Source organism: Pseudooceanicola onchidii (assembly GCF_004959925.1).
In the GTDB taxonomy this organism is placed as follows: domain Bacteria; phylum Pseudomonadota; class Alphaproteobacteria; order Rhodobacterales; family Rhodobacteraceae; genus Pseudooceanicola; species Pseudooceanicola onchidii.
On the sequence record NZ_SPUW01000001.1, the window covers coordinates 409,214 to 431,790 of the forward strand.

Below are 22,577 nucleotides of genomic sequence, written 5' to 3' on the forward strand. Positions count from 1 at the left end.
TGTGGCCGCAATGACCTGTCAGGCCAAGTATTCTATCGCAGAGGGTCGTCCGGGCGCGTCGGGCTGAACACTTAGGGGGCGGTGGCCAACCAGCCGCGAATGATCTGCGCGACCTCGTCAGGGCGCTGGTGCACGATCCAGTGGTCGGCCTGGTCCATCTCGACCCGGGTCAGCGCGTCGCAATAGGTCTCGAGCCCCTTGGTCGAGGACGGCAGAAGCGCCGTGTCACCCAGCCCCCAGATCAGCAGGTGCGGCATCCGCACGCGGAACTTGTCGGTCGGGAAGGGCCGCACCTCGGCGCGCTCTCCGGTCTTCGGCACGACAAGCGAGGTCGCGCGATACCAGTTGAGCATGCCGGTCAGGCGCCCGGGGCGGGACCATTCCGTCAGGTAGTCCTGCGCCAGGTCCTCGGTCATCCAGGACATGTCCATGTCTTCCGCAAACAGCCGCCGCAGCTTGTCGTACCCGTTGGCCGACAGCCGGTCCTCGGCATCGTCGCGGCGCAGGAAGGTCATGTATTGCGAGGCTTCGGTCTGCTTTCCCCCCATGGCCAGCGCACGCTGGAAGGGACCGGGATGCACACCGTTCAGGATCACCAGCCGGTCCACCAGGTCGGGCCGCGCCATCGCCAGACCGTAAGCCACGGCCGACCCCCAGTCGTGGCCGACCACCGTCACGGGGCCGCCGATCTGGTCGATCAGCGCCACCATGTCGCCGACAAGTTCGGCCAGCTTGTAGGCCTCGACCTCTTGCGGGGCATAGCTTTGGCCATAGCCGCGCTGGTCGGGTGCAATGCAGCGATAGCGATCCCCCAGCCGCCCGGCCAGCCCTTCCCAGGCCCTGCCATATTCCGGGAAGCCATGAAGCATCAGCAGGACGGGCGCGGTTTCCTCACCCCATTCCCTGAGGTGAAAATCTTGGCCGTTCAGTTGAATCGTTCTCTCGCGCATGGCCGCACCGTGCAGGCCATGGCCCGGGGGGGCAAGGCGGAATTGGTTAACAGTCTGTATTTCCAGATTTCGCAATGGCGGCGGTGATTTGCCGGTTGATCGCAAAGTATCGGCGGGTTCCTGACAGGATGCTGTCAGGAGGGGTGTGGTTTCTGGTGTCAGACACCAAACCGAAAGGACATTTCATGGAACGCACCGCAATCAACCCCTGGGACTGGTCGCTCAAGGTCGGCTACAACCAGGCCGAGATCGTCACAGGCGCGACCCGCCAGATCACCGTCTCGGGCCAGACCTCGGTCAATGCCGCCGGAGAGGTGCAGCACCCGGGCGACATGCGGGCACAGCTGGCGCTGGCGCTCGACAACCTGGCGGCGGTGCTGGACGCCGCGGGTGCCGGGCCGCGCGACGTGACGCGGCTGGGGATCTACACCACGGACATGGAGCAGGCGATGGCCAACTTCGACCTGCTGGGCGCGCGCTTCGGGGCGCAGGGGGCCACCCCGCCGACGACCCTGCTGGGGGTCGCGGCGCTGGCCATGCCCGGCCTGATGATCGAAATCGAGGCCACCGCCGCCACCTGATCGCCCGGGTTCCCAGCAAAAGCGGGCGGCCCCGAAGGACCGCCCGCCACACCTGCCGCGCTCCGTAGCCTCCTACCGGATCGCGACCGGATTGATGATCATCTGAACGGCGCCGCGCACCTTGGCCTGGCCGAGCACGAACATGAACTCGGTCACGCCATCGGCGGCCATCTCTTCAGTGACCATGTTTTCAAGGATGTAGATACCGTTGTGCGCCAGCAGGATCTGGTGCACCTCGAAGACGCCGACGCCTTCCTCGAAGGGCACGGCCTCAAGCCCCCAGGTGTCGGCCCCCACGGCAACCACGCCGATTTCCGCCAGGTATTCCGCGCCGGTCTTGCCCAGCCCCGGCTCGACCGACCCATAGCGGGTGGCGTCGCGGGTTTCTTCCTTCAGCAGGTCCAGCCAGCCCGAGTGGAACAGCACCACGTCGCCTTCGCGGATCTCGACGCCCTGCTGCTCGGCGGCGGCCGTGATGTCTTCGCGCGTGTAGGCGGTGCCTTCGTCAAGGATGTCCTTGCCGTAGAACTTGGCCATGTTCAGCAGCACACCGCGCGTGACCATCGGCGGTACCTTTTCGATGCCCAACTTGGTCATCCCGTCGGCCATCACGAAGTCCGACCCCTTGTTGCCGTTGTAATAGGTGTGGTCGTCCCCGATATGGCCCAGCCCGTCGATCTGGCTGCCGATGCCCAGCCAGCCCATGAAGATGTCATCGTTATAGGTCGTGTTGGTCGGCCCGAGGCCCGAGTTGTTGACCTGACCCGGCTGCAGGATGGCGATCGACATCGACCGGGGCGCAAAGGCCGGGACCGAACTGTCCAGCGTCAGGCCAAGCGAATAGGTCTTGCCGGTCGTCACCAGCCCCGCCGCCGCCTTGGCGCGGTCCGGGGTCAGAAGGTTGGCTGCGCCGATTTCGTCATCCGGGCCGTATTTGCTTTTGGTCCAGTCCATGCTGGCGTGGCTTTCGGCAACCGCGCCGCCTGACAACAGCGCGCACAAAGCCAGTCCGGCCGCAGCCGGTTTCATCTTTGAAATCATGTGGTCTCCTCCGCTATCTGTCACGCGGCCCGTCTCCTCCCGAAGGGCAATTCCCCCACGGGGCCGCGCACAGGACTGACCTTAGGTAAGCGCGGGGCCCTTGTCACGCCGCGGCGCGGCAGATCGGCGGGGCTCGGCGCCTGGGCGCGCGAGGTGGCACACCGATGGCAAACCCCGGCCTCGCGCAGCCGTGACACGCGCCCGATCTTGCCTGTCGCCCGCGCTCTGGCTAGGGCTTGCACATGCGCGCCTTTCTTCGCCTCTCGACGCTCTGCCTTGCCCTGACCGCCCCGGTCGGCCTGGCCGCGCATCCGCATGTTTTCGTCGATACCGGCCTGACCCTGATCTTCGACAGTCACGGGCAGGTGACGGGGGTCGAGGTGACGTGGAAATACGATGATCTCTATTCGCTGCTGATCCTGCAGGACATGGGGCTGGACGACGACGGCGATGGCGTTCTGACCGAAGCCGAGAAGCCGCAGATCGACGGCTGGGACATGCAGTGGATGGAGGGCTACGAGGGCGACCTCTACCTCACCGACGCCACTGGCCAGCCGGTGGCCCTGGCCGCCCCCGTGCCGCTGTCGACCGATACGCAGGACGCCCGGCTGGTGTCGCGCCACCGCCGCGATCTGGTGACGCCCGTGCCCGCCGAGGGGCTGGTGCTGCGCGCCTTCGATCCCGAATTCTACACCGCCTATGACCTGACCCTGGGCGTGACCCTGCCACCCCCCTGCCAGGCCAAGGTTACGCGCCCCGATCAGGACACCGCCTATCGCGAGGCGCAGGATCTGATGTCGGAATTCCCCGAGGATGCGGAAGAGGTGCCGTTGCTGGGCCATGTCTTTGCCGAGACGGTGACGATCACATGCGCGCCCGGGGGCTGATCTGGACCCTGCCGCTTGTCGTGGCGGCGGGTGTGGCGCTGTGGCTCTGGATGTCCGGCGGGCTGGATTCGCTGGCCGTCTGGGCCGCCGAGGGGCAGCGCGAGGCGCAGAATGCCATCGCCCGAGGCGTCCGCGCGATCAAGCAGGGCGACCCGGGGGCGCTGGCCGGGCTGATGGGCGTCGCCTTCCTCTATGGTCTGTTCCATGCCGCCGGGCCGGGGCACGGCAAGCTGCTGATCGGCGGCTACGGGCTGGGCCGTGCGGTCCCGGCGCTGCGACTGTCGGCACTGGCGCTGGCGTCGTCGCTGGCGCAATCAGCCATGGCGGTCCTGATGGTCGGCGCGGGCCTCGGCCTGCTGGCCTGGACGCGCACGCAGGTGACCGGGCTGGCCGACGGGGCGCTGTCGCTGGTGTCTTACCTCGCCGTGGCGGGGGTGGGGCTGTGGCTGGTGCTGCGCGGGGTGCGGGGATTGCGGCGACCGGGTGCGGCCTGCGGGCACGCGGCTCACCACGACCACGACACCCCCCATCATCACCATCATGACGAGACCTGTCCGACCTGCGGCCACGCCCACGGCCCGACACCCGCGCAGGCAGAACAGGTTCACAGCCTGCGCGATGCCCTGGTGCTTGTGGGCGCGGTGGCGATCCGGCCCTGCACCGGCGCGCTGTTCCTGCTGATCATCACCTGGCGGATGGGGATCTTTCCGGCCGGGATCGCGGGCACCTTCGCCATGGGGCTGGGCACCGGGCTGGTCACGGTGATTGCCGCGCTCGCCTCGGTCTGGCTGCGCCGCGCCTCGGTCGACCGTCTGCGTGCCGCCCTGCCTGATCCCGCCACCGCAGCCCGCATCGCGGCGGCGACCGAACTGGCGGCGGGCGCGCTGGTGGCCTTCGCCGCGCTGTCGCTGGCCATACGGTTGCTTTAAGGCCACCATCGGGCGCGCAAGAACGCCCGTGCACCCCGGGCAGGGCGTCCCGTGCTGGACGCATCCCCTGCGCCACCGTATGGGGTCGGCATGATCACCGCCGCCGCCTTCCGCACCCATGTCCGGGCCCTTCTGACGCTTGGCCTGCCGCTTGTCGGCAGCCACGTCGCGCAGTTCGCGATCACCCTGACGGATGCGGTGATGCTGGGCTGGTACGACGTGACCGCACTGGCCGCGCAGGTGCTGGCGGGCGGGTTCTTCTTCATCATCTTCATCACCGGGTCGGGCTTTGCCTGGGCCGTGACGCCGCTGGTGGCCGAAGCCGAGGGGCGCGGTGACACCACGCAGGCCCGGCGCGCCACGCGCATGGCGCTGTGGCTGGTGACGCTTTACACCGCGCTGACCTTCCCGGTCATGTTCTTCTCGGAACCCATCTTCCGCGCCATCGGTCAGGAAGAGGAGATCGCGATCAGCGCGGGCCTCTACCTGCGGATCGCCGGCTTCGGGCTGCTGCCCGCCGTCGTGGTCATGGTGTTCAAGAGCTTCCTTTCGGCGCTCGAGATGACTCGGGTGATCCTCTGGGTCACCATCGCGGCGGTCTTCGTGAATGCGGGCGTGAACTGGCTGCTGATCTTCGGCAACCTCGGCTTCCCCGAACTGGGCATCCGCGGCGCGGCCTGGGCGTCGGTGGTGACCCAGCTGGCCTCGATGCTGCTGCTGGTCGTCTACATCGTCCGGCGCCTGCCGGAACACACCATGTTCCAGCGCATGTGGCGCCCGGATTGGGAGGCCTTCGGCCGTGTCTTCGCCCTGGGCGTGCCGATCGGGATGACGACGCTGGCCGAGGTCGGGCTCTTCTCGGCCTCGTCCGTCATGATGGGCTGGCTGGGCGAGGTGCCGCTGGCCGCGCATGGGATTGCGCTGCAGATCGCCTCGGTCACATTCATGGTGCACCTGGGGCTGTCGAACGCGGCCACGATCCGCGCCGGGCGGGCCATGGGGCAGGCGGACTGGACCGGCCTGCGCGAAGGCGCGATCACCGCGACGGCCCTGTCGCTCGCGGCGGTCGGGGTGACGGTGGTGATCTTCCTGACCCTGCCCGAGGCGCTGATCGGCCTGTTCCTGGATCCCGCCGACCCGCAACGCGGCGCGGTGATCGCCATCGGCACCGTGCTGCTGGCGGCGGCGGCGCTGTTCCAGCTGGTCGATGCGCTGCAGGTACTTGCAATCGGGATCCTGCGCGGCGTTCAGGAAACCCGCGTGCCCATGGTCATCGCCTCGATCAGCTACTGGATCGTCGGCCTGCCGATCGCCTATGGCCTGGGCTTCCCGGCGGGGCTCGAGGGCGTTGGCGTCTGGCTCGGCCTGGCCGCGGGCCTCGCGGTGGCGGCGGTGCTGCTGATGCTGTGGTTCTGGCGGCGGGTCTATCCCGGGCTGGTCGCGCGCGGCTGAAGCGCGGCGCGCACCGGCCTCAGGCCATGCCGCGCGACTTGAGCACCCGATCCGCCTTCTTGCGCACCAGCACCGTGCGCAGGTCGTGCATCGCCAGCAGCATCGCGTCCGTCACCAGATCAAGCTGTTCGTCCGTCGCCTTGGACTGCGCCCAGTGCGCGGTCTGGTTCAGGGTGTCGACGGCACGCAGGATGTCGTCGATGTCGCGGTAGGCGAGCGTTTCGATCCGGTCGTCGACCCAGGTCCGGATCGCCGCCATGTCGGCCTCGGTCAGCTCTCGGTCACCGTTGGGCTTGATCTCTCCGTTGCGGGTGTTGACGACGGCGATCTGGTCCATCTCGATCCGGCGGGCGCGGTCGGCGGCGGTGACGCGGAAGACGAAGGCCCCGTTTTCGCGAACGCGGAAGAAATACGGGGGAAGTTCGGTGCTCATCGCTCGGATCCGTGTGGTGTCTGGCTACTGTGGCTTTCTGCTATCAGGCCGTCAGGTCCAGTGCCAGCCCGCCGTGCAGGGGCCGGGCGACTGCGTGGGGATCAGCGCCGCTGTGCCCGCCTGCGCAGCAGACCGACACCGGCAAGGGCCGTCGCCAGCAAAGGCAATCCGGCAGGCAGCGGGACACCGGGCAGGGCGTCGACGACCGTTCCGATCAGCTGATGCGGTCCCGAGGTGGTCACGCTGTAGCGGGTCGTGAAGGTATCGCAGGGCGCGGTGGTGCACGTCGACAGGTACACGGAATCCAGATCAAGCGTCAGCGCGCTGCCGAAGAAGTTCGGTGAATGCAGCCAGACCATATGCTCTTGCGTGAAGTCCGGCCCGGTGCCGGTGCGGGTGAAGCCCACGTATCTCGGGTAGGTCTGGACCAGTGTCGTGTAGGTGCCTGCACGGCTGTTGTCGCCCGTGCCTGTATCGCCGGTGCCGGTGACCGTGAAAGTCCCGTGCGACGCCACGCCGGTCGCCGTGTCGTAATAGAACGACCCACTGAGCGTACCGGGCAACCGGTAGCTGTCGCCGCCAAAGTCCACGGTACTGTCGAGCTTGTAGTGATAGATCGTCGCCTGCGCCACGGAGGCAACGCAAAGCAGGGCGAGGGCGGGAAGGATCCCGTGAAATAAGCGCATCTGAAATCTCCTGATCGACGGCGCCCGAAATATGGGGCCTGCCTTGGTCCTAGCAAAAAACGGCATCGCGCGCGACCCTTTGTGAACCGGCGTGGGGGACGGATCATCATGGAATATGTCGCGTGGTGGCGGATCAGGGTGGTGCGCTGGAAAACCGGACGACGCGGCGCATCACACCGCACTGAAATTATGCGGTCGCAGACGTCTTGTCGTTCTCAAGCACCCGCAGAAGCGATCCGTCCGCGTCGATCAGGGCGAACATGCGTGGCACCGGCGGGCGGTCCATGATGCCAGTGATCCGGGGAATGGAGGTGTGATCGCGCGGCAGGTCGAGCGCGCGCCATTCCGCGTGAAACGCCTCGAGATCATCGACCCGGATGCAGGCGCTGAACCAGCTGGATTTCGGGTCGACCTCGGGATGCGGGAAGAACTCGATCTCCAACGCATCGCGCCGCAGGATCAGCCAGTGATCGTCGCGGTAGTCGACATCGAAGCCCATGCGACCGTAGAAATCCACGGTCGCATCGAAATCTTTCGCGGGCAGATTGGCGGTGACCCGATCGCCCGCGCCTGCCATCAGCTCAGGCTCGCGCAGAAGTCCTGGATGCGCGTGCAGGCTTCCTTCAGCGCCTCGTCCGAGGTCGCGTAGGAGACACGGAAGTTGGGCGACAGCCCGAAGGCCGCGCCGAAAACGACGGCCACGCCCTTGTCCTCCAGCAGCGCGGTCGCGAAGACCTCGTCATCCTCGATCTTCACGCCCGACGGGGTGGTCTTGCCGATCAGGCCCGCGATCGACGGATAGACATAGAACGCGCCTTCGGGCACCGGGCAGGTGATGCCGTCGATGGCGTTCAGCATCTCGACCACCAGGTCGCGGCGGCGCACGAAGGTCTTGTTGTTCTCGGCGATGAAATCCTGCGGGCCGTTCAGCGCCTCGACCGCCGCCCACTGCGAGATGGACGAGGGGTTGGAGGTCGACTGCGACTGGATCTTGCGGATCGCGTTGATGACCTCTTTCGGGCCGGCCGCATAGCCGATCCGCCAGCCGGTCATGGCATAGGCCTTGGAGACGCCATTGACGGTCAGGGTGCGGTCGTAAAGCGCGGGTTCGACCTGCGCGGGGGTGCAGAATTCGAAATCGTCATAGGCCAGGTGTTCATACATGTCGTCGGTCATGATCCAGACATGCGGGTGCTTCTTCAGCACGTCGGTCAGGCCCTTCAGCTCTTCGCGGGAGTAGCCTGCGCCGGTCGGGTTCGACGGAGAGTTGAAGATGAACCACTTGGTCTTGGGGGTGATCGCCGCATCCAGCTGTTCGGGCGTGATCTTGAACTGCGTCTGCAGCTGGCCTTCCACGAAGGTCGGCGTGCCGCCGGCCAGCAGCACCATGTCGGGGTAGGACACCCAGTAGGGCGCGGGGATCAGCACCTCGTCGCCCGGGTTCAGCGTCGCCATCAGCGCGTTGTAGAGCACCTGCTTGCCGCCGGTGCCCACGGTCACCTGGTCTGCGGTGTAGTCGAGCCCGTTGTCACGCTTGAATTTCGCGCAGATCGCGTCCTTCAGTTCGGGGATGCCGTCGACGGCGGTGTACTTCGTTTTCCCGTCATTGATCGCCGCAATTGCCGCAGCCTTGATGTTTTCCGGCGTGTCAAAGTCGGGCTCACCGGCCCCCAGACCGATCACGTCCTTGCCGGCCGCCTTCAGTTCACGGGCCTTGTTGGTCACGGCGATGGTCGGCGACGGTTTTACGCGGGACAGGGTGTCGGAGAGGAAAGGCATCGGGGCCCCCAAGGGTTTGAGTTTCGGACGGCCCTGTCATAGAAGCATCTGCAAGGCCCCTCAAGCGGGTTCGGAGAGGAAGACGGCATGACCAACGATTCTTACGACTGGTTCAGCGCGGACAGCGCCACCTTCGGCGACAGGCTGGCCGCCGCGCGCGACGCCGCGGGCATGTCCCAGGCCGACCTCGCCCGCCGCCTGGGTGTCAAGGCCTCGACCCTGCGCGGCTGGGAGGAAGACCAGTCCGAACCGCGTGCCAACCGCCTGTCGATGCTCAGCGGCCTTCTGGGCGTATCGCTGCCCTGGCTGCTGACCGGCGAAGGCGAGGGCGTCGAACCGCCCTCGGAGGCGAGCGAGCTGTCGGGCGACGTATCGGCGATCCTGGCCGAACTGCGCGACCTGCGCGCCGATCTGGACGCCAAGGTCGGCCGGCTCGCGATCCTGGAAAAGCGCCTGCGCGCGAAACTGAAAGAGGAAGCCTGATCCATGGCAGAGCCCCGCGAAACCCGTCTCAAGCGGATGCGCATGCGTTCGATGCGCCGGGGCACCAAGGAAATGGACATCCTGATGATGCGCTTCGCCGAGGCGCATCTGGATGCGATGGACGAGGCCGAGTTGGACCTTCTGGACCGTGTCCTTGAGGAAAACGACCAAGATCTCTATCGCTGGATCACCGGCCAGGATGGCGCCCCGGGCGACCTTGCCCCGTTGATCGCGCGCATCGCCGCCGAGGCCGAGCGCGGGCCCGCTGCATAAACCGGTTTCGGTTTAACGGTTTTTTCGGTTTTTTCGGTCAGTTTCGGTCCTGCAGCAAGTGACGGAAACGGAAACTGACGATGTCGATGTATGACCCCGCGCCGCGCCCGGCAGGACAAGAGGCCTTTCTGGCGACCTATCTGGATTGTCTTTCGCTGGTCGAACGGCTGCACCGGCTGTTGCTGGATGTGATCAAGGACGAATTCGAGCGGGTCGGCGTGCTGGACATCAACGCGGTGCAGGCGCTGCTTCTGTTCAACATCGGCGACAACGAGGTGACGGCAGGCGAACTGCGGACGCGGGGCTACTACCAGGGCTCCAACGTCAGCTACAATCTGAAGAAGCTGGTCGAGATGGGTTACATGCACCACCAGCGGTGCGAAATCGACCGTCGCTCGGTCCGCGTCCGCCTGACCCCCAAGGGTCGGGAGGTGCGGGAAACCGTCTCGGAACTCTTTGCCCGCCACGCTGACGAAATCGCGCGGCGCGAAATTCTGGACGCCGGGGGGATCGACCTGATCACATCCTCCCTCCGCCGCGTCGAACGGTATTGGTCCGATCAGATCCGGTACATCTACTGATCTGACACGGACCCCAGGTCCACCCTTGGTTGGTGTCTGTCCAGAAAGGACTTTGGGAAATGGTTGTGCAGGCACATCCAGTTGGGGCCGTCGCGGGGTGCGATGGCTACGTGAGTGAAAGGTAGCGGGCCGGTGTGTTGACACCGGCCCGTTTGCTGTTGGGCTGTTGGGCTGTTGGGCTGTTGGGTGGTCCGGTGGTCCTGTGGTCCGGTGCTTAAGTGACCCGGTGTGTCTCGGCGGGGTTGCTCCGCTCGGTGCTCACCGCTCCTGCAAACGCCGCGTGTCGATGTCCGACACGGCCACCACCTGAAGCTCGCGCAGCAGTTTGCGGACCATCGCGGCCTCGAAGGCCTCGAACCCGGCCGCCGTTTCCAGAAAGGCATCCTCGCCGCGCAGGACGTAGGCGCGGTAATAGGCGGTCAGCGCCGCGATCCCCTCGCTGCGGCCTTCGCCGGCCGTGGGCACGGCCTCTCCGATCACCAGGCCATTGACCGTGACCCCGTCCAGCACCGCGCCGACGGAGCCGGGCAGGGGGCCGGTGTTGGACTTGCCGTCGCCCGACACGTCGATCACCCGCCGCCAGCAATCGGATTGGGCCTGCACCTCGGCCCCCGCCCGAAGCAGCGCCGCGCCGATGGCCGTCGACAGGTCGGCCTCGACCCGGGCGGTCGCGCGCAGCCGTGCGGCCAGGGCCATCACTGCGGCCACGTCCGGCAGGTCGACCCAGGGCTGCACGATCCGCTGGAAATCGGGCCCCGACCATTCCATCACGGCTAGCCGGACCGGCGCGCCGGGCATCGCCTCCAGCGCCGCGACGACCTGCGGATCCAGAAGTGCATTGGCCAGCCCGTCCAGCTGAAGCCGATATTCGCGCTGATCGACCGACCCCGACACATCCAGCGCCAGCATCAGGGCCTGCCGACACTCCGCCACCGCGCCCGAGGCCGCACCCCAGAGCATCAGCGCGATCGCAGCTAACCGGGCGGCCATGCTTGGCCTCCGGTCGATCCCAGGATCATGCCGCCGACCTCGCGCAGCAGCTTGCGGGCCATTGCGGCCTCAAACTCGTCAAAGGTGCGGGCGACCTCGAGGAACGCGCCCGGGCCGCGCAGGACCTGGGCCCGGTAGAAGTCGATCAGGCCCGCATCCGCGCCCTCGATGACCAGGCCGTTGACTGTGACATCGTCCAACGGGAAATGCGCATAGGCGCGGTCGGGCAGGAAGCCTTCGTTGTTCAGCCCGTCGCCCGACACGTCGATCACCCGGCGGTCGCAGGGTGGGGCGGTTTCAAACAATCGTGCTGCATATCCAAGGGCATAGCCCATGGCGGTCGGGTAATCCTTCCACGACCGCCGCGCCCCTGCGACATGGGCCACCACGCGGTCCAGCGCGGCGGGGCTGTCCAGCGTCGTCCAATCGAGCATGACGGTCTGCTGGTACCGTCCGCTCCATTCATAGATGGCGAGGCTCACGTGGCCGGGTGCCCCGGTCAGGATCGCCTCGCGGATGTCGGGGGCATCCAGCGCCCGGGCCAGTCCGTCGCGTTGCAGGGCGTATTCCTGCGCGTCGACCGAGGCCGAGACATCCATCGCCAGCACCAACGCCAGCCGACACTGCGCCGCCGCGGCCGAAGCCTGCAGCACCAGCAGTGCGGCGGCGAGGGCGTGGATCACCAGTGCCCCGTGTTTTCCATGCTGGCCCAGGGCTCGGCCGGTTCAAGCGATCCGCCCTCTTGCAGCAGCTCGATCGAGATATTGTCGGGCGAGCGGACAAAGGCCATGTGACCGTCGCGCGGCGGGCGGTTGATCGTGACCCCGGCGTCCATCAGCCGCTGGCACATGTCGTAGATATTCTCGACCCGGTAGGCGAGGTGTCCGAAATGGCGGCTGTCCGAGGGCAGGGCATCGTCGCCGTCCCAGTTGTAGGTCAGTTCGACCGGCGTGTCCGGCTGACCTTCGGCCGCCATGAAGACCAGCGTGAACCGGCCCTGTTCGTTGTCGATCCGGCGGGTTTCCTTCAGCCCGAGCAGTTCGAAGAAGGCCATGGTTTTCTCAAGGTCCTTCACGCGGACCATGGTGTGCAGGTAACGAACTTTCATTGCGGGCTCCTTGTTGCCGTATCCCACGCAGGATAGGCCCCTTTGCCCGGCTGTCGAGGGGGCAGCGGCGTCAGAAGGCCGACCGGATACCCAGGCTGATCGCCATCTGGCTGCTGGTGAAATGCGACACGTTCGACGTCGTGCGCTGCGCCGACAGCGTGACCGACGGGGCAAAGCCGCCATAGTCGTACTCGGTGAAGACCATGTCGACATTGGCGAACCAGGTCTGGTCGTTGCGGCCCCCCGGCACGGCGAAAAGCCCGACGGCATAATCGGGAAACCCTTCGCCCGCCGCGCCCAGCCGCAGGGCCACGTCCGCAGGGCCGATGCTGTCCTTGGGGCGATAGCTGGCGTAGGCCAGCCAGCGGTCGGACCGTCGGTTGGCGTCACCGCTGTCGGCCACGCGGTAGGTGACGGCCAGGTCCAGCTTGCCGCCCTGCGCCAGCGCAAAGCCCAGACCGCCGCGCGCGGTCCAGCCCTGCTGGTCCTGGGCGCGGTTCGGTTGCACGATCCGCCAGTCGCGGCTGATTCCGCCCTGCAGGCTGAGGCCGTCGCTGATCGCCCGCCCGAAGGTCAGGCCGGTGGTGACGACATCCTGGCGGGGGGCGCCATTCTGCCAGCTGCGCGCGACGCTGGCTTCGCCGCGCAGACTGACCGGGCCCAGCTTGCGCAGGTGGGTCAGCCCGACCTCGGCGGTGATCGAGGACAGGTCGTCGTCGGTCACAGTAGGCGCCGCCGCGCGCGACGCCGCGTTCAGCCGCACCTGCCGCGTGCCAAGTGTGACCGAGGCATCCGTGCGCGCCTGTGGTGATCCGGCCAGCCGGAACCTCACCCGCGCCTCGGCCGTCGCCACCGTACCCGCCAGCGCCTGGGCCGAGGGGCTCAGCTGCCCGACGAAAGGAAGGCCCTCGATCACCGACACCGCGCTTTCCGCCCCGTTGTTCACGTTCGACGATGGCGCGATCGACACGTCCATGTCGAAGTGCAACGGGTTCTTGGCGCGCAGGATGCGATAATCGCGCACCACCACCTGTTCGTGCTGCTTCGTCGGCGCGAAGGCCAGCGACCGCCGCAGCCAGATTTGCGCCGCCGTCAGGCTGTCGTCTTCATAGGCCAGGCGGGCCGCCATCTGGGCCGCCTGGAACTTGTGCATCGGCTTGTCGGCCGCGCGGAAGGCATGGCGCAGGGCGCGCCGGGCCTCCTCGGGGCGGTTCTGCGCGGCCCGGACGCGGGCCAGCAGAAGGTGGGCAAAGGCGTCTTTCGGGTCGCGCTGCAGCAGGCCTGTCGCGACCTCCTCGGCCAGGTCGGTGCGGCCCTGCATCAGCGCCGTCACCCCGATCTCGCGGGCCTGCGCCACGCTGACCTGGTCCGCCCGGGCAGGCGTCACTGCCAGCCCGGCCAGAACCGTCAGGGCAAGCGCGAGGCGTCGCACCCTAGTTCACGTTGTTGCAGATCGGATCGTCGTTAGCCGTACCGCAGCGATCAAGCACGAAGACACCGCGTTCGAATTCGTTCTCGAGCCCGAGTCCATCGCTGATGTCGATCTGGTCGACCGTCACGACACCGCCGACGGCCGTGGCAGCCACGCCGCCAAAGATCCCGCCGAAGCCGCCGATGGTGGTCCCGGTGCGTCCGGCATGTTCCACGGACCCCGTGAAGGTGCCTGTCGTCCCGTCGATTTCGCCCTGGACCAGCACGATGTCCGGCACGGCCAGGATTCCGCCGTTCACCGCCGGATCGCCGTCAAGGATCTGGCGGTTGCTGATGCTGCCGTTGACCGAATTGTCGCCGAAGCTGACGTTCAGGAAGATGTCGCCGGTCACGCGCCGCGCCTGGCTGGGCCGGTTCACGGTCGGCACGGTCGGATCGGCAACCGTCTGCAGGTCGTTGGCGGGCGAGGCGGCATCGACGTTCAGGTTCGTGACCCCGACGTAGTCCCCCGCATAAGACACCAGCCCCTGCGGCTGGCCGCCCGAAGACGGCGCGCTGTAGGTGCCCGAGCGTTCATAGTAGCCGCCCGAATAGAAATAGTTGAACTGGCCGCCATCACCCGCGACCCCGGCCTTCACCGATTGGCCCGGGTCGGTCGACCGCCGGGTCAGCGCGGTAAAGTGGCGGTCCAGCGGGTCATCCTGCAAGGTGTAGGCCTGGTAGCCGTTCACATCGAGCGCCGCGTTGCGCTGAAAGCTCGCCACGATCGGGGTGGCGTCAAAGCCTTCAAGCGTCAGGCTCAGCGTGCCACTGTCGGGATCGTAGACCGCGTTTGTCAGATTGTTCGCAAGCGACGCGGGGATGCCGTTGACGGTGTCATCGCCCGGGGTGCCCGTGCCGCCGCCATCGTCGGTGTTGTCGAACGGATTGGTGCCGTTGCCTCCGCAGCTCGCCATGGCGAGCATCGCCAGCAGAGCTGCCGTTGTTTTCCTGATCATATGCCTGCCTCATGTGCCATTTGCGGCGCATTGTTTTGCAGGCAAGATCAACCGGATGTGCCGCAAAGTCAATCCTGCAAGGGTGAATGCGCCATGGTGCGGCCCAAATGCCCTACCGTATCTGGTGGTGATTGCCCGGGCGCCCCGCTATATACTGTAGCTATCGCCACCCTTGGGAATCACCAGACGCCGCCGGAGGATCCGTTCATGCGCCAATACCACGACCAGCTTCGCACCGTGCTGGAGCATGGCACCCCCTCGACCGACCGCACCGGCACCGGCACGACCTCCTATTTCGGGCTGCAGGCGCGCTATCCGCTGTCCGAGGGCTTTCCGCTGGTCACCACCAAGAAGCTGCACCTGAAATCCATCGTTCACGAGCTGCTCTGGTTCCTGTCGGGCGACACCAACATCCGGTATCTCAAGGAAAATGGCGTCTCCATCTGGGACGAATGGGCGGATGAGAACGGCGACCTCGGCCCTGTCTACGGCTACCAGTGGCGCCACTGGCCCACTCCCGTGGGCGAGGTCGACCAGATCGCCAAGCTGGTCGAGATGATCCGCAAGACCCCGGACTCGCGCCGCCTGATCGTCTCGGCCTGGAACCCGGCCGAGGTCGACCAGATGGCGCTGCCGCCCTGCCACACGCTCTGGCAAGTGCGGATCGCGGGAGGCAAGCTGCACCTCCAGCTCTACCAGCGCTCGGCCGACATGTTCCTGGGCGTGCCCTTCAACATCGCCTCCTACGCGCTGCTGCTGGTGATGCTGGCCCATGTCACGGGCTATGAGCCCGGCGATTTCGTGCATTCCATCGGCGACGCGCACATCTATTCCAACCACATGGACCAGGTGGCCCTGCAGCTGACCCGCACGCCGCATCCGCTGCCGACCATGCGGCTGACGCGCGAGGTCTCGTCCATCTTCGACTTCAGGTATGAAGATTTCGTGTTCGAGGGTTACGCCCCCGACGCGGCGATCAAGGCCCCGGTGGCGGTATGATCACCCTCATCGTCGCCCGCGACCGCAACGGCGCCATCGGTCGGGACGGGGACATCCCTTGGCACCTGCCGGGCGATCTGAAGATGTTCCAGCGCGAAACCACCGGAGGCGCCGTCATCATGGGCCGCGCCACATGGGAAAGCCTGCCGGTCAAGCCTTTGAAGGGGCGCCTGAATATCGTCGTCTCGCGGGATCCTTCGTTGGCCGAACACGTGGTCGGATCGGTGGCCGAGGCCGTCGCGCTGGCCCGTGCAGAGGGCTATTTCCGGCTGTACGGGATCGGAGGGGCGGGGATCTATCGCGAGATGCTGCCGCTGGCGCACCGGCTGCTGCTGACCGAGGTCGACTGCGCGGTCGAGGGCGCGGATACGTGGTTTCCCGAGGTGGATGAGGGAGAGTGGCGGGAGATCTCATCCCTGCCGGGCGAGGGGGAATTGGGATATTTGGTAAGGGAGTTGGGGAGGTGAGTGGTCTAAGGGATTATCTGAAATCGGAGTCCGATGAGCTGCGAATGTTCTTTCAACGAGCCAGTTTCGAAGGCAGAGGCACGCCCTCCGACGTCTCTGATAGAAGGGAAGGGCATTTTCAGAGAGTCCTATCGCGCTACCTTATGCCGGGCCAAAGAATTGCAAAAGGAGGTTTGGTTGGGGTTGATGGTTATAAGTCACAATCCATCGATTGTGTGGTTTTGAGTTCTGGTCATCCCTCTTTGGTTGATCAGAACGGTGACATCAGTTTGATTTTGGCCGAAGGTGTAGATGCCGCCATAGAAGTAAAGCCTGATATATCTAATAAGGTTGAGCTTAGGCGTGCGTTGGCGCAAGGGATTTCGGTGAAGAAAATATTTAGGCAACGCACTGGTCTATTGGATTTGACTTGGGCGTTTGAAGGGCGTGAAGACATGTCCGCAAAAGACTTTGCTCATAGAATTCCATTTATCATATTTGCTACTCGCACATACTCAGATTACGAGAAGCTAATTCGCGAGGTGTGCGATTATTACTTGGAGTTCAATGTTCCGAGGTCTCAGCAGTTCGATATGATTGTTGTCAATCATGGCGGAGTATTGATAAACGTGGCTCCGAACAGCTTGCACATCAACGATAAGCAGAGATCAATGATTTGGGTTCCGGTTTCAGAAAATTCATTTGGTTTTTTTCTTTCAATCTTCCTGAAGTACCCGATGAGTGAGGCCGCTATTGGAGGAAACGTCCTTTCGAGTTACATTAGCTTTGGGACGCAAAGCGCTAAGCACGTCCCTGAAGTAGACGAAATCCTTCTTCAACTTGGTTGAAGAGATTTTGAACACTTTATCTTTAGGCGATTTCCCGGGGCGACCAGCCCCGGGCCGCGCCCGACCCTCCCCCGGGAGGGCGCATTGGCGACGTCTCCCGCCGCAAAACCCCAGCTATAAGCTTTTGAGATAAAACGCAGACCACAATCGCCCCGAAGCGCCCTCCCAGGGTCGCGCGCGACCCTCACCGCCTCTGACCCGCGCCCGCCGGGGCTCCGCCCGTTTGGGCCTCGGTCCGTCCACTGGACGGCCCTCCGCTACGCGGACCGGCCCTCACCCCTCCCCCGGGAGTGCGCATTGGCGACGTCATCCACGACTCAACCAAACCAAAATGCTTCTGAGATAAACCGCAGACCAGAAGCGTCCTAAAGCACTCCCCTGCGCTTCGCGCGTTCGAGGCGGAAACGCTCCGCCGGAGCGTTTCCGAGACGCCTCTCACCCCAGGGTCGGGCGCGGCCCTCATCGCTTTTGGCGAACGTCCGCCGCACGCTCCGATCCGTGTAGGGCGGGGTTCACCCCGCCATGGCCCCGCTCGCATCGCGTCGGCGGGGTAAACCCCGCCCTACCGGGCATCGGCGACACAAGCGGTATTCGCGTGATGCCGCGCTGCAAGGTTCGACGCGGTGCCAGCCAAGGATCAATCCACTTTTCCGTCCCGGCCGTACACAGTGTGACACCATCGGAAAAATCGCCCATGCAAACCCTGACACTCTACCTTTCCACCGCGCTGATCTTCCTCGGCCTCGATGCGATCATGCTGAAGAACGTGATGCGGCCGCTGTTTGAGACGCGGATCTCGGACCTGCTGCTCGAGGATCTGCGGCTGGCCCCGGCGGCCGTGTTCTACCTGTTCTACGTCGGTGGCGTGATCTGGTTCGTGTCGCTGCCCGCGCTCAAGCAGGATGTGCCGGTGCAGGCGCTGTTGCAGGGGGCCCTGATCGGGGCGATGGCCTATGGCACCTACGAATTCACGAATTACGCCACGCTCAAGGACTGGGCGCCCAAGATGGTCGCGGTCGACCTGATCTGGGGCACGGTGCTGACCGGCACCTCGGCCTGGCTGGGGGTGCTCATCACCCGGGCGATTTTCGGCGGCGCGCCCGACTGACGCATTTGCTTTTGCCTTTTCGGAGGGGGCTGTTAATCTGGCGCCAATCAGCCAGACGGCATTTCCGACGAGGGCAGCCATATGAAGAAACTCTTTATCACCGCGGGCTTCGGGCTTTTGGCCATGGCCGCACCGGCGGCCGCGGACGCCAAGCTTTTCCCCTATCCCGCCAAGGCGAACTACTGCCCCGAAGGGCTTCAGCCCATCCAGATGGGCGGCGTGATCTGCTGCGGCGTGCCGAACCAGTCGGTGACCTATTCGCAGTACCAGGCCCATCCGGCCCCCCGCCGCGTCTATCGCGCGCAGCACTGGGACGGATCGAAGTCGCCGCAGGGGTGGGACGGGTCGAAATCCCCCCGCTACTGACGCGGTCGCGACTGTTGCTTCAAGGCGCCCTCCGGGGCGCCTTTTTCATGTGCGCTTTTCGGGGGCGCAGGGTGGCGATTTTCTTCGCCCGGGTGTCTTGAATCTGTTACATTGGGGCTGAACCGAAAGCAGGCCCAAGATGTTGCGTCCCGTTTGTCTGACCCTGACCCTGGCGTTGTGCAGCCCCGCGATGGCCAACCCGATCGCAGAGGTGATCTGCGAGCCGACCGCGCGGATGAAGGAAAAGCTGACCCGCCAGCTGCGCAGCGAACGTCAGAGCATGGGCCTGCGCGGCCCCGAACAGGTGGTCGAGGTCTGGACCGACCAGCGCGGAGACTGGACGATGGTCATCACCTATGCCAGCGGTCAAAGCTGCATCGTGGCAATGGGAGAGGCCTGGACGGACACCGGCCGAAAAGACCCGGCCTGAAGCGCCCGGGTCACGCGTTGGGCATGAGGTCACGCACAGGGCATGACGATATCACAGGGGCTTGATGTCTCCGGCCATCTTGCGGCCATCGCGCCCGTCGAGAAGTTCGAACGTGACTTTCTGATTGTCCGCCAGGCCCGTCAAACCGGACCGTTCCACGGCGGAGATATGGACGAACACGTCCTTGCCCCCGTCTTCCGGCTCAATAAAGCCGTAGCCTTTTGTCGTGTTAAACCACTTTACGGTGCCATTCGGCATGCCGCGTCTCCTTCTGGTACTTCGATACTTCCCCTGCAGATCAGCGAAGGGGGACCGGGCCGCAAACGTCCCGATCACGGACAGGAGACTGCGGAGCCCATGTAAAAATCAAGCAAAACGGTGATGAATTCGGGCCGATTGTTACCTATGTCATCACAAACGCCCAAACGGACGGAAACAATGCAGCTCTATGGTCTGAAAAATTGTGACACCTGCCGCGCCGCGCGCAAGGCGTTGCCGGATGCGGAATTCGTCGATGTCAGGGATTCGGGCGTGCCGCCTGCGATTCTTTCCACCGCGCTCGACACCTTCGGAGAGGCGCTGGTGAATCGCAAATCCACCACCTGGCGGGGGCTGGACGATGCCGCCCGCGCCCGGCCCCCGCTGGAGCTACTGCAGGACAATCCGACCCTGATGAAGCGCCCGCTGATTGTCGACGGCGACCGGATGGTGCTGGGCTGGACCAAGGCCGCGCAAACCGAAATGGGCGTCTGAGATGCGCAGCGCGGCGCTGATCCTTGGCCTGATCGGTGGTTTGATGGGGCTGCTCGTGGGGATCGTCAGCTATGGCTACACCACCGCGATCGACCACTTCGGTGAGGTCGAGGGGCTGTTCGAACAGGTGGCCAACGTCGATGCGATCCGCGCCGCTTCGGTGATCGCGCCGATATTGGCCCTGGCCGGGGCAGGCATGGCGCCGCATCGCGCCCTTGTCGGCGGGTTGCTTCTGATCGTGTCGGTCGTGGGCATGTACATGGGGATGGGCCTTGGGTTCTTCACCCTCTGGCCCATGGCCTTCTGCGGCGTGGCCGGGATCATGGCGTTGGCTGCAGGGCGCCCGGATGAACCGAAGGCGCATTTCTGAAGACCAGCCGGTCCAGCGACAGCACGCCGCCGCCCAGCACGACAAGCGTTGCCAGCAGCGTCACCCAGAAGGCCCGCTGATCCAGGATCAACGCATCCGGCACCTTGTCGAACCACGCCCCAAGTGTTTCGGGATGCGCGATCGCGCCGTGCCCGTAAAGGTCGGTGAGGCTTTGCACCACCACGAAACCGATCATGCCAAGCGCGGCAAGCCGGGTCAGCAGGCCCAGAACAATCAGCGCGGGCAGGATGAATTCGGCCCAGGTGCCCGCCGTGACCACGGCCCAGTGGAAGACACCAAGGTTGTCTGGGTTATAGCCCGCGGCCTCGGTCGCCTTGGGAAAGATCTGTGCATAGGCCCCGAGCGAGGGCGAGAAGATCCCGAACAGACCCGACCCCAGCTTGGTCAGTCCCGAGGCCCAGAAATAGGGCAGCAGCACGGCGGCAAAGGTGAAACGGGCCAGAAGCGGCAACAGCGGGCTGAGCCGGGCAAGGGGGGCTGTCGGGTCGGTCATCTGGGGCCTCCGGGGGCTTGGATCAGGGCGTTCGATTGCATCAGCAGCGTGAGGATCGCGGTCGGGTCGTGGTCAGGGGCCACGGCGCAGGCGGCCTCGGCGGCCGTGGACAACGGCGACCCTTGGGCGAGGGCGTCGATGAACTCCGCATCCCCCGTCGACAGCAGGTGTGGCGCGGGGTCATAGCCGGGGCGCAGGATCACCACGTCCTGCGCGCCCGGCGTCGCCTGCGGCGCCTCTGTGTCCCGGGTGCGCTGCCAGATCGACCAGACGGGCCAGTCGGACCGGATCAGCCGCAACGACTGGGCAAGCGCAAACCGCGTGTCGCCCAGATCCTCGGGCGGGATCGCAGATAACATCGCAGGTGTCAGGGCGTCCGCATCGGCGGCGTGATAGCTGTCGCGCAGGGCAAGCTCCAGCCGGGCCAGATCCCCGATCCAGCGCATCCGCGCAACCTGAGGCGCGGCATCAAGAAAGGCGGGCAGCGCCATGCCGAACCGCGCCATGAGAGGAGATTCCGGGGGGTGGGCCCGCAGGTAGACCGCCGCCATCCCCCGGAACTGATCGTCACCAAGCACCATGTAACAAGCTGGAAATCCGTCGATCAGCGCCTCGGTCAGGCTGACCGCGACGTTGTTGCGATAGACCGCAAAGCGCCGCCCGGCGGGCCGCCCCGTGCCATCGGTCAGCGTGGGCGGGACCGGCATTCCGGGATCGCTCAGCGCCGCGCGGAATGTGGACTGGTCCGTCATGCGGCGGCCCTTTCGGCGGCCCGTGACAGCGCGTTCTCTGCGCGTGTGGCCTCGGCCGCCAGAACGGACCAGTCGGGCACGTCTGTGTCCCATTCGATCAACAACGGCGCAGGTCCGCGCCGGGCCAGCACGTCGTCCAGCAAAGCCCAGACCGGATCCGCGACCGCGCGCCCGTGGCTGTCGATCAGCAGCGGCGCGCCGTGGTCGTCTTCATCCTCGTCATGGCCGCCAAGGTGCAGCTCTCCGACCGCGTCCATGGGAAAATCGGCGATGTACTGCCGGGCATCCAGACGCAGGTTCGTGGCCGAGACGAAGACGTTGTTCACGTCGAGCAGCAACCCGCAACCGGTGCGGCGCACGACCTCGGCCAGAAACTCGGTCTCGGTCATCGTGCTCTCGGTGAAGGCGAGATAGCTTGAGGGGTTTTCCAGCAGCATCTGCCGCCCAAGCATCTCTTGCAGCTCGTCGATGTGATCGGCCACCCGGGCGACCGTTTCTGCGGTGTAGGGCAGGGGCAGCAGGTCGTTCAGGAAGGCCCCGTCATGCGTCGACCAGGCCAGGTGTTCGGAAAAACTGGCGGGGTTCAGCCAGTCGCACAGGTGTTTCAGCCGCGCCAGGTGGTCCGGATCCAGGCGCCCCTCGCCGCCGATCGACAGGCCGACGCCATGCACGGAAATGGGAAATCGCTCGGCCAGGTGACGCAGCTGCGCGATCGGACGGCCGCCATCGCCCATGTAGTTCTCGGCGTGAATTTCCAGCCATCCGACGGCACCGGGATCAGCCATGATGTCGGCATAGTGCTGCGGTTTGTACCCGACGCCGGGCGCGGGGGGCAGGGGGTGATGCATCGGGGTCTCCTGTCTGGGCGCAAGATCAGTGGCGGGTGGAGGAGTGGCTGCGGGGAGTAGCGGCGGGGTGAACCCCGCCCTACGAATGCGCTGGCGTGTAGGGCGGGGTTCACCCCGCCGACCGCGTCGCCGAAGCCACGGGGCGGAGGATCATCCCCGCCCCGCGCCAAAGGCCTCAGCCTTCCATCGGCAGGTCGCGGTCCAACTCGCTCAGGCTGCCCATCTTGCCTTCGGGCAGCATGACCTTGGTGCCGTCGGCCAGGACCGGTTCCGCGCTTTCGCAGGTGCCGTCCTGCACCAGCGTCCAGGCGTTGCCCTGGTAGTCGACCTTGGAGGTGCCGGCGCAGGTCGTGCCCGGGCCCGCGGCGCAGTCGTTCTTGCCGGCCATCGACACGCCGAAGCACTTGACGTTGTCGGCCGCGCTTGCCGGAACGGCAGCGGCGGTGGCGGACACGGCGGCGGCGAATGCGGTCAGGACGAGGGCTTTGTTCGTTTTCATGATTTCCTCCGTTGGAAACTTGCAAAGGTGCGGCACCGGAAT

The 22,577-nt window shown here is 65.6% G+C and carries 31 protein-coding genes; 15 read left to right on the top strand and 16 right to left on the bottom strand.

The genetic code is table 11. The features are described 5' to 3' along the window. Window positions 1–71: 71 nt before the first annotated feature. Window positions 72–950, bottom strand: a complete 879-nt coding sequence (locus tag E4S58_RS01955; protein WP_136634640.1) for an alpha/beta fold hydrolase — start codon at window positions 948–950, stop codon at window positions 72–74. Window positions 951–1,135: 185 nt separating this feature from the next. Between E4S58_RS01955 and E4S58_RS01960 the strand changes: the two genes are divergently transcribed. After that, window positions 1,136–1,531, top strand: coding sequence for a RidA family protein (locus E4S58_RS01960; RefSeq protein ID WP_136634641.1), 396 nt, complete (start codon window positions 1,136–1,138; stop codon window positions 1,529–1,531). 72 nt (window positions 1,532–1,603) lie between these two features. Here the strand turns inward: E4S58_RS01960 and E4S58_RS01965 are convergent, their stop codons facing one another. Beyond that, on the bottom strand, window positions 1,604–2,572 hold the full coding sequence (locus E4S58_RS01965) for a cyclase family protein (RefSeq protein ID WP_240789432.1): 969 nt from the start codon (window positions 2,570–2,572) through the stop codon (window positions 1,604–1,606). A gap of 242 nt (window positions 2,573–2,814) precedes the next feature. Here E4S58_RS01965 and E4S58_RS01970 point away from each other — a divergent pair, with 242 nt between their 5' ends. The 3 genes from E4S58_RS01970 (at window position 2,815) to E4S58_RS01980 (ending at window position 5,840) form a co-directional block, all read left to right on the top strand. Further along, window positions 2,815–3,459 (top strand): DUF1007 family protein, encoded by a 645-nt coding sequence (locus E4S58_RS01970; protein WP_136634642.1) that lies wholly within the window; start codon window positions 2,815–2,817, stop codon window positions 3,457–3,459. Next, on the top strand, window positions 3,441–4,388 hold the full coding sequence (locus tag E4S58_RS01975) for a nickel/cobalt transporter (protein ID WP_136634643.1): 948 nt from the start codon (window positions 3,441–3,443) through the stop codon (window positions 4,386–4,388). Before E4S58_RS01970 ends, E4S58_RS01975 begins: the two co-directional genes overlap by 19 nt. A gap of 90 nt (window positions 4,389–4,478) precedes the next feature. After that, on the top strand, window positions 4,479–5,840 hold the full coding sequence (locus tag E4S58_RS01980; protein ID WP_136634644.1) for an MATE family efflux transporter: 1,362 nt from the start codon (window positions 4,479–4,481) through the stop codon (window positions 5,838–5,840). 19 nt (window positions 5,841–5,859) lie between these two features. Here the strand turns inward: E4S58_RS01980 and E4S58_RS01985 are convergent, their stop codons facing one another. From E4S58_RS01985 to E4S58_RS02000, 4 genes are all read right to left on the bottom strand, one after another. After that, the gene (locus E4S58_RS01985; RefSeq protein ID WP_136634645.1) at window positions 5,860–6,273 is read right to left on the bottom strand and encodes a hypothetical protein; all 414 of its coding nucleotides are present in this window, start codon (window positions 6,271–6,273) and stop codon (window positions 5,860–5,862) included. 101 nt (window positions 6,274–6,374) lie between these two features. After that, window positions 6,375–6,959, bottom strand: coding sequence for a VPLPA-CTERM sorting domain-containing protein (locus E4S58_RS01990; protein ID WP_169052577.1), 585 nt, complete (start codon window positions 6,957–6,959; stop codon window positions 6,375–6,377). A gap of 187 nt (window positions 6,960–7,146) precedes the next feature. Next, a complete protein-coding gene (locus E4S58_RS01995) occupies window positions 7,147–7,536 on the bottom strand; it encodes a bleomycin resistance protein (protein WP_136634647.1) in 390 nt (129 codons plus the stop codon). After that, window positions 7,536–8,738: a pyridoxal phosphate-dependent aminotransferase gene (locus E4S58_RS02000; RefSeq protein ID WP_136634648.1), complete on the bottom strand. Its 1,203-nt coding sequence runs from the start codon at window positions 8,736–8,738 to the stop codon at window positions 7,536–7,538. Before E4S58_RS02000 ends, E4S58_RS01995 begins: the two co-directional genes overlap by 1 nt. 87 nt (window positions 8,739–8,825) lie before the next feature. Here E4S58_RS02000 and E4S58_RS02005 point away from each other — a divergent pair, with 87 nt between their 5' ends. The 3 genes from E4S58_RS02005 to E4S58_RS02015 all read left to right on the top strand — a co-directional run bounded on the left by E4S58_RS02005 (window position 8,826) and on the right by E4S58_RS02015 (window position 10,075). Continuing rightward, a complete protein-coding gene (locus tag E4S58_RS02005; protein ID WP_136634649.1) occupies window positions 8,826–9,221 on the top strand; it encodes a helix-turn-helix domain-containing protein in 396 nt (131 codons plus the stop codon). Window positions 9,222–9,224: 3 nt separating this feature from the next. Then, window positions 9,225–9,494, top strand: a complete 270-nt coding sequence (locus E4S58_RS02010; protein ID WP_136634650.1) for a succinate dehydrogenase assembly factor 2 — start codon at window positions 9,225–9,227, stop codon at window positions 9,492–9,494. Window positions 9,495–9,574: 80 nt separating this feature from the next. Next, window positions 9,575–10,075 carry a MarR family winged helix-turn-helix transcriptional regulator gene (locus E4S58_RS02015; RefSeq protein ID WP_136634651.1) on the top strand — a complete coding sequence of 167 codons (501 nt, stop codon included), beginning with the start codon at window positions 9,575–9,577 and terminating at the stop codon, window positions 10,073–10,075. Window positions 10,076–10,333: 258 nt separating this feature from the next. Here E4S58_RS02015 and E4S58_RS02020 read toward each other — a convergent pair whose 3' ends face one another. From E4S58_RS02020 to E4S58_RS02040, 5 genes are all read right to left on the bottom strand, one after another. Beyond that, a complete protein-coding gene (locus E4S58_RS02020; protein WP_136634652.1) occupies window positions 10,334–11,065 on the bottom strand; it encodes a DUF1194 domain-containing protein in 732 nt (243 codons plus the stop codon). Further along, on the bottom strand, window positions 11,050–11,748 hold the full coding sequence (locus E4S58_RS02025; RefSeq protein ID WP_136634653.1) for a DUF1194 domain-containing protein: 699 nt from the start codon (window positions 11,746–11,748) through the stop codon (window positions 11,050–11,052). The genes E4S58_RS02020 and E4S58_RS02025 overlap by 16 nt, the downstream gene beginning before the upstream one ends. Then, window positions 11,745–12,173, bottom strand: coding sequence for a VOC family protein (locus tag E4S58_RS02030; RefSeq protein ID WP_136634654.1), 429 nt, complete (start codon window positions 12,171–12,173; stop codon window positions 11,745–11,747). The genes E4S58_RS02025 and E4S58_RS02030 overlap by 4 nt, the downstream gene beginning before the upstream one ends. A 70-nt stretch (window positions 12,174–12,243) precedes the next feature. Beyond that, complete coding sequence (locus E4S58_RS02035) at window positions 12,244–13,605, bottom strand: tetratricopeptide repeat protein (protein WP_136634655.1); 1,362 nt, start codon at window positions 13,603–13,605, stop codon at window positions 12,244–12,246. A gap of 1 nt (window position 13,606) precedes the next feature. Beyond that, window positions 13,607–14,602 (bottom strand): thymidylate synthase, encoded by a 996-nt coding sequence (locus E4S58_RS02040; protein ID WP_136634656.1) that lies wholly within the window; start codon window positions 14,600–14,602, stop codon window positions 13,607–13,609. Window positions 14,603–14,809: 207 nt separating this feature from the next. On the opposite strand from E4S58_RS02040, the gene E4S58_RS02045 reads away from it, so the two are divergent. From E4S58_RS02045 to E4S58_RS02070, 6 genes are all read left to right on the top strand, one after another. After that, window positions 14,810–15,601: a thymidylate synthase gene (locus tag E4S58_RS02045; protein ID WP_136634657.1), complete on the top strand. Its 792-nt coding sequence runs from the start codon at window positions 14,810–14,812 to the stop codon at window positions 15,599–15,601. Further along, a complete protein-coding gene (locus tag E4S58_RS02050; protein ID WP_136634658.1) occupies window positions 15,598–16,068 on the top strand; it encodes a dihydrofolate reductase in 471 nt (156 codons plus the stop codon). The genes E4S58_RS02045 and E4S58_RS02050 overlap by 4 nt, the downstream gene beginning before the upstream one ends. Window positions 16,069–16,112: 44 nt before the next feature. Next, window positions 16,113–16,895, top strand: coding sequence for a DUF6602 domain-containing protein (locus tag E4S58_RS02055; RefSeq protein WP_136634659.1), 783 nt, complete (start codon window positions 16,113–16,115; stop codon window positions 16,893–16,895). 694 nt (window positions 16,896–17,589) lie between these two features. Then, window positions 17,590–18,003 (top strand): DUF2177 family protein, encoded by a 414-nt coding sequence (locus tag E4S58_RS02060; protein WP_136634660.1) that lies wholly within the window; start codon window positions 17,590–17,592, stop codon window positions 18,001–18,003. 81 nt (window positions 18,004–18,084) lie between these two features. Beyond that, window positions 18,085–18,369, top strand: coding sequence for a hypothetical protein (locus E4S58_RS02065; protein WP_205965339.1), 285 nt, complete (start codon window positions 18,085–18,087; stop codon window positions 18,367–18,369). 139 nt (window positions 18,370–18,508) lie between these two features. After that, on the top strand, window positions 18,509–18,799 hold the full coding sequence (locus E4S58_RS02070; RefSeq protein WP_136634661.1) for a hypothetical protein: 291 nt from the start codon (window positions 18,509–18,511) through the stop codon (window positions 18,797–18,799). Window positions 18,800–18,850: 51 nt separating this feature from the next. Here E4S58_RS02070 and E4S58_RS02075 read toward each other — a convergent pair whose 3' ends face one another. Next, window positions 18,851–19,057: a cold-shock protein gene (locus E4S58_RS02075; protein WP_136634662.1), complete on the bottom strand. Its 207-nt coding sequence runs from the start codon at window positions 19,055–19,057 to the stop codon at window positions 18,851–18,853. A 180-nt stretch (window positions 19,058–19,237) separates the two neighbouring features. Here E4S58_RS02075 and E4S58_RS02080 point away from each other — a divergent pair, with 180 nt between their 5' ends. Further along, window positions 19,238–19,552 carry an ArsC/Spx/MgsR family protein gene (locus E4S58_RS02080; protein ID WP_136634663.1) on the top strand — a complete coding sequence of 105 codons (315 nt, stop codon included), beginning with the start codon at window positions 19,238–19,240 and terminating at the stop codon, window positions 19,550–19,552. Between the two features lies 1 nt (window position 19,553). After that, window positions 19,554–19,922, top strand: a complete 369-nt coding sequence (locus tag E4S58_RS02085; protein WP_136634664.1) for a hypothetical protein — start codon at window positions 19,554–19,556, stop codon at window positions 19,920–19,922. Here E4S58_RS02085 and E4S58_RS02090 read toward each other — a convergent pair. The 4 genes from E4S58_RS02090 to E4S58_RS02105 all read right to left on the bottom strand — a co-directional run bounded on the left by E4S58_RS02090 (window position 19,873) and on the right by E4S58_RS02105 (window position 22,538). Beyond that, a complete protein-coding gene (locus tag E4S58_RS02090; RefSeq protein ID WP_136634665.1) occupies window positions 19,873–20,436 on the bottom strand; it encodes a DoxX family protein in 564 nt (187 codons plus the stop codon). The genes E4S58_RS02085 and E4S58_RS02090 overlap by 50 nt on opposite strands. Continuing rightward, the gene (locus tag E4S58_RS02095; RefSeq protein WP_136634666.1) at window positions 20,433–21,188 is read right to left on the bottom strand and encodes an HvfC/BufC N-terminal domain-containing protein; all 756 of its coding nucleotides are present in this window, start codon (window positions 21,186–21,188) and stop codon (window positions 20,433–20,435) included. The genes E4S58_RS02090 and E4S58_RS02095 overlap by 4 nt, the downstream gene beginning before the upstream one ends. Further along, window positions 21,185–22,036, bottom strand: coding sequence for an MNIO family bufferin maturase (gene bufB, locus E4S58_RS02100; protein WP_136634667.1), 852 nt, complete (start codon window positions 22,034–22,036; stop codon window positions 21,185–21,187). Before bufB ends, E4S58_RS02095 begins: the two co-directional genes overlap by 4 nt. A gap of 175 nt (window positions 22,037–22,211) precedes the next feature. Continuing rightward, window positions 22,212–22,538: a BufA1 family periplasmic bufferin-type metallophore gene (locus E4S58_RS02105; RefSeq protein ID WP_136635790.1), complete on the bottom strand. Its 327-nt coding sequence runs from the start codon at window positions 22,536–22,538 to the stop codon at window positions 22,212–22,214. Window positions 22,539–22,577: the final 39 nt, after the last annotated feature.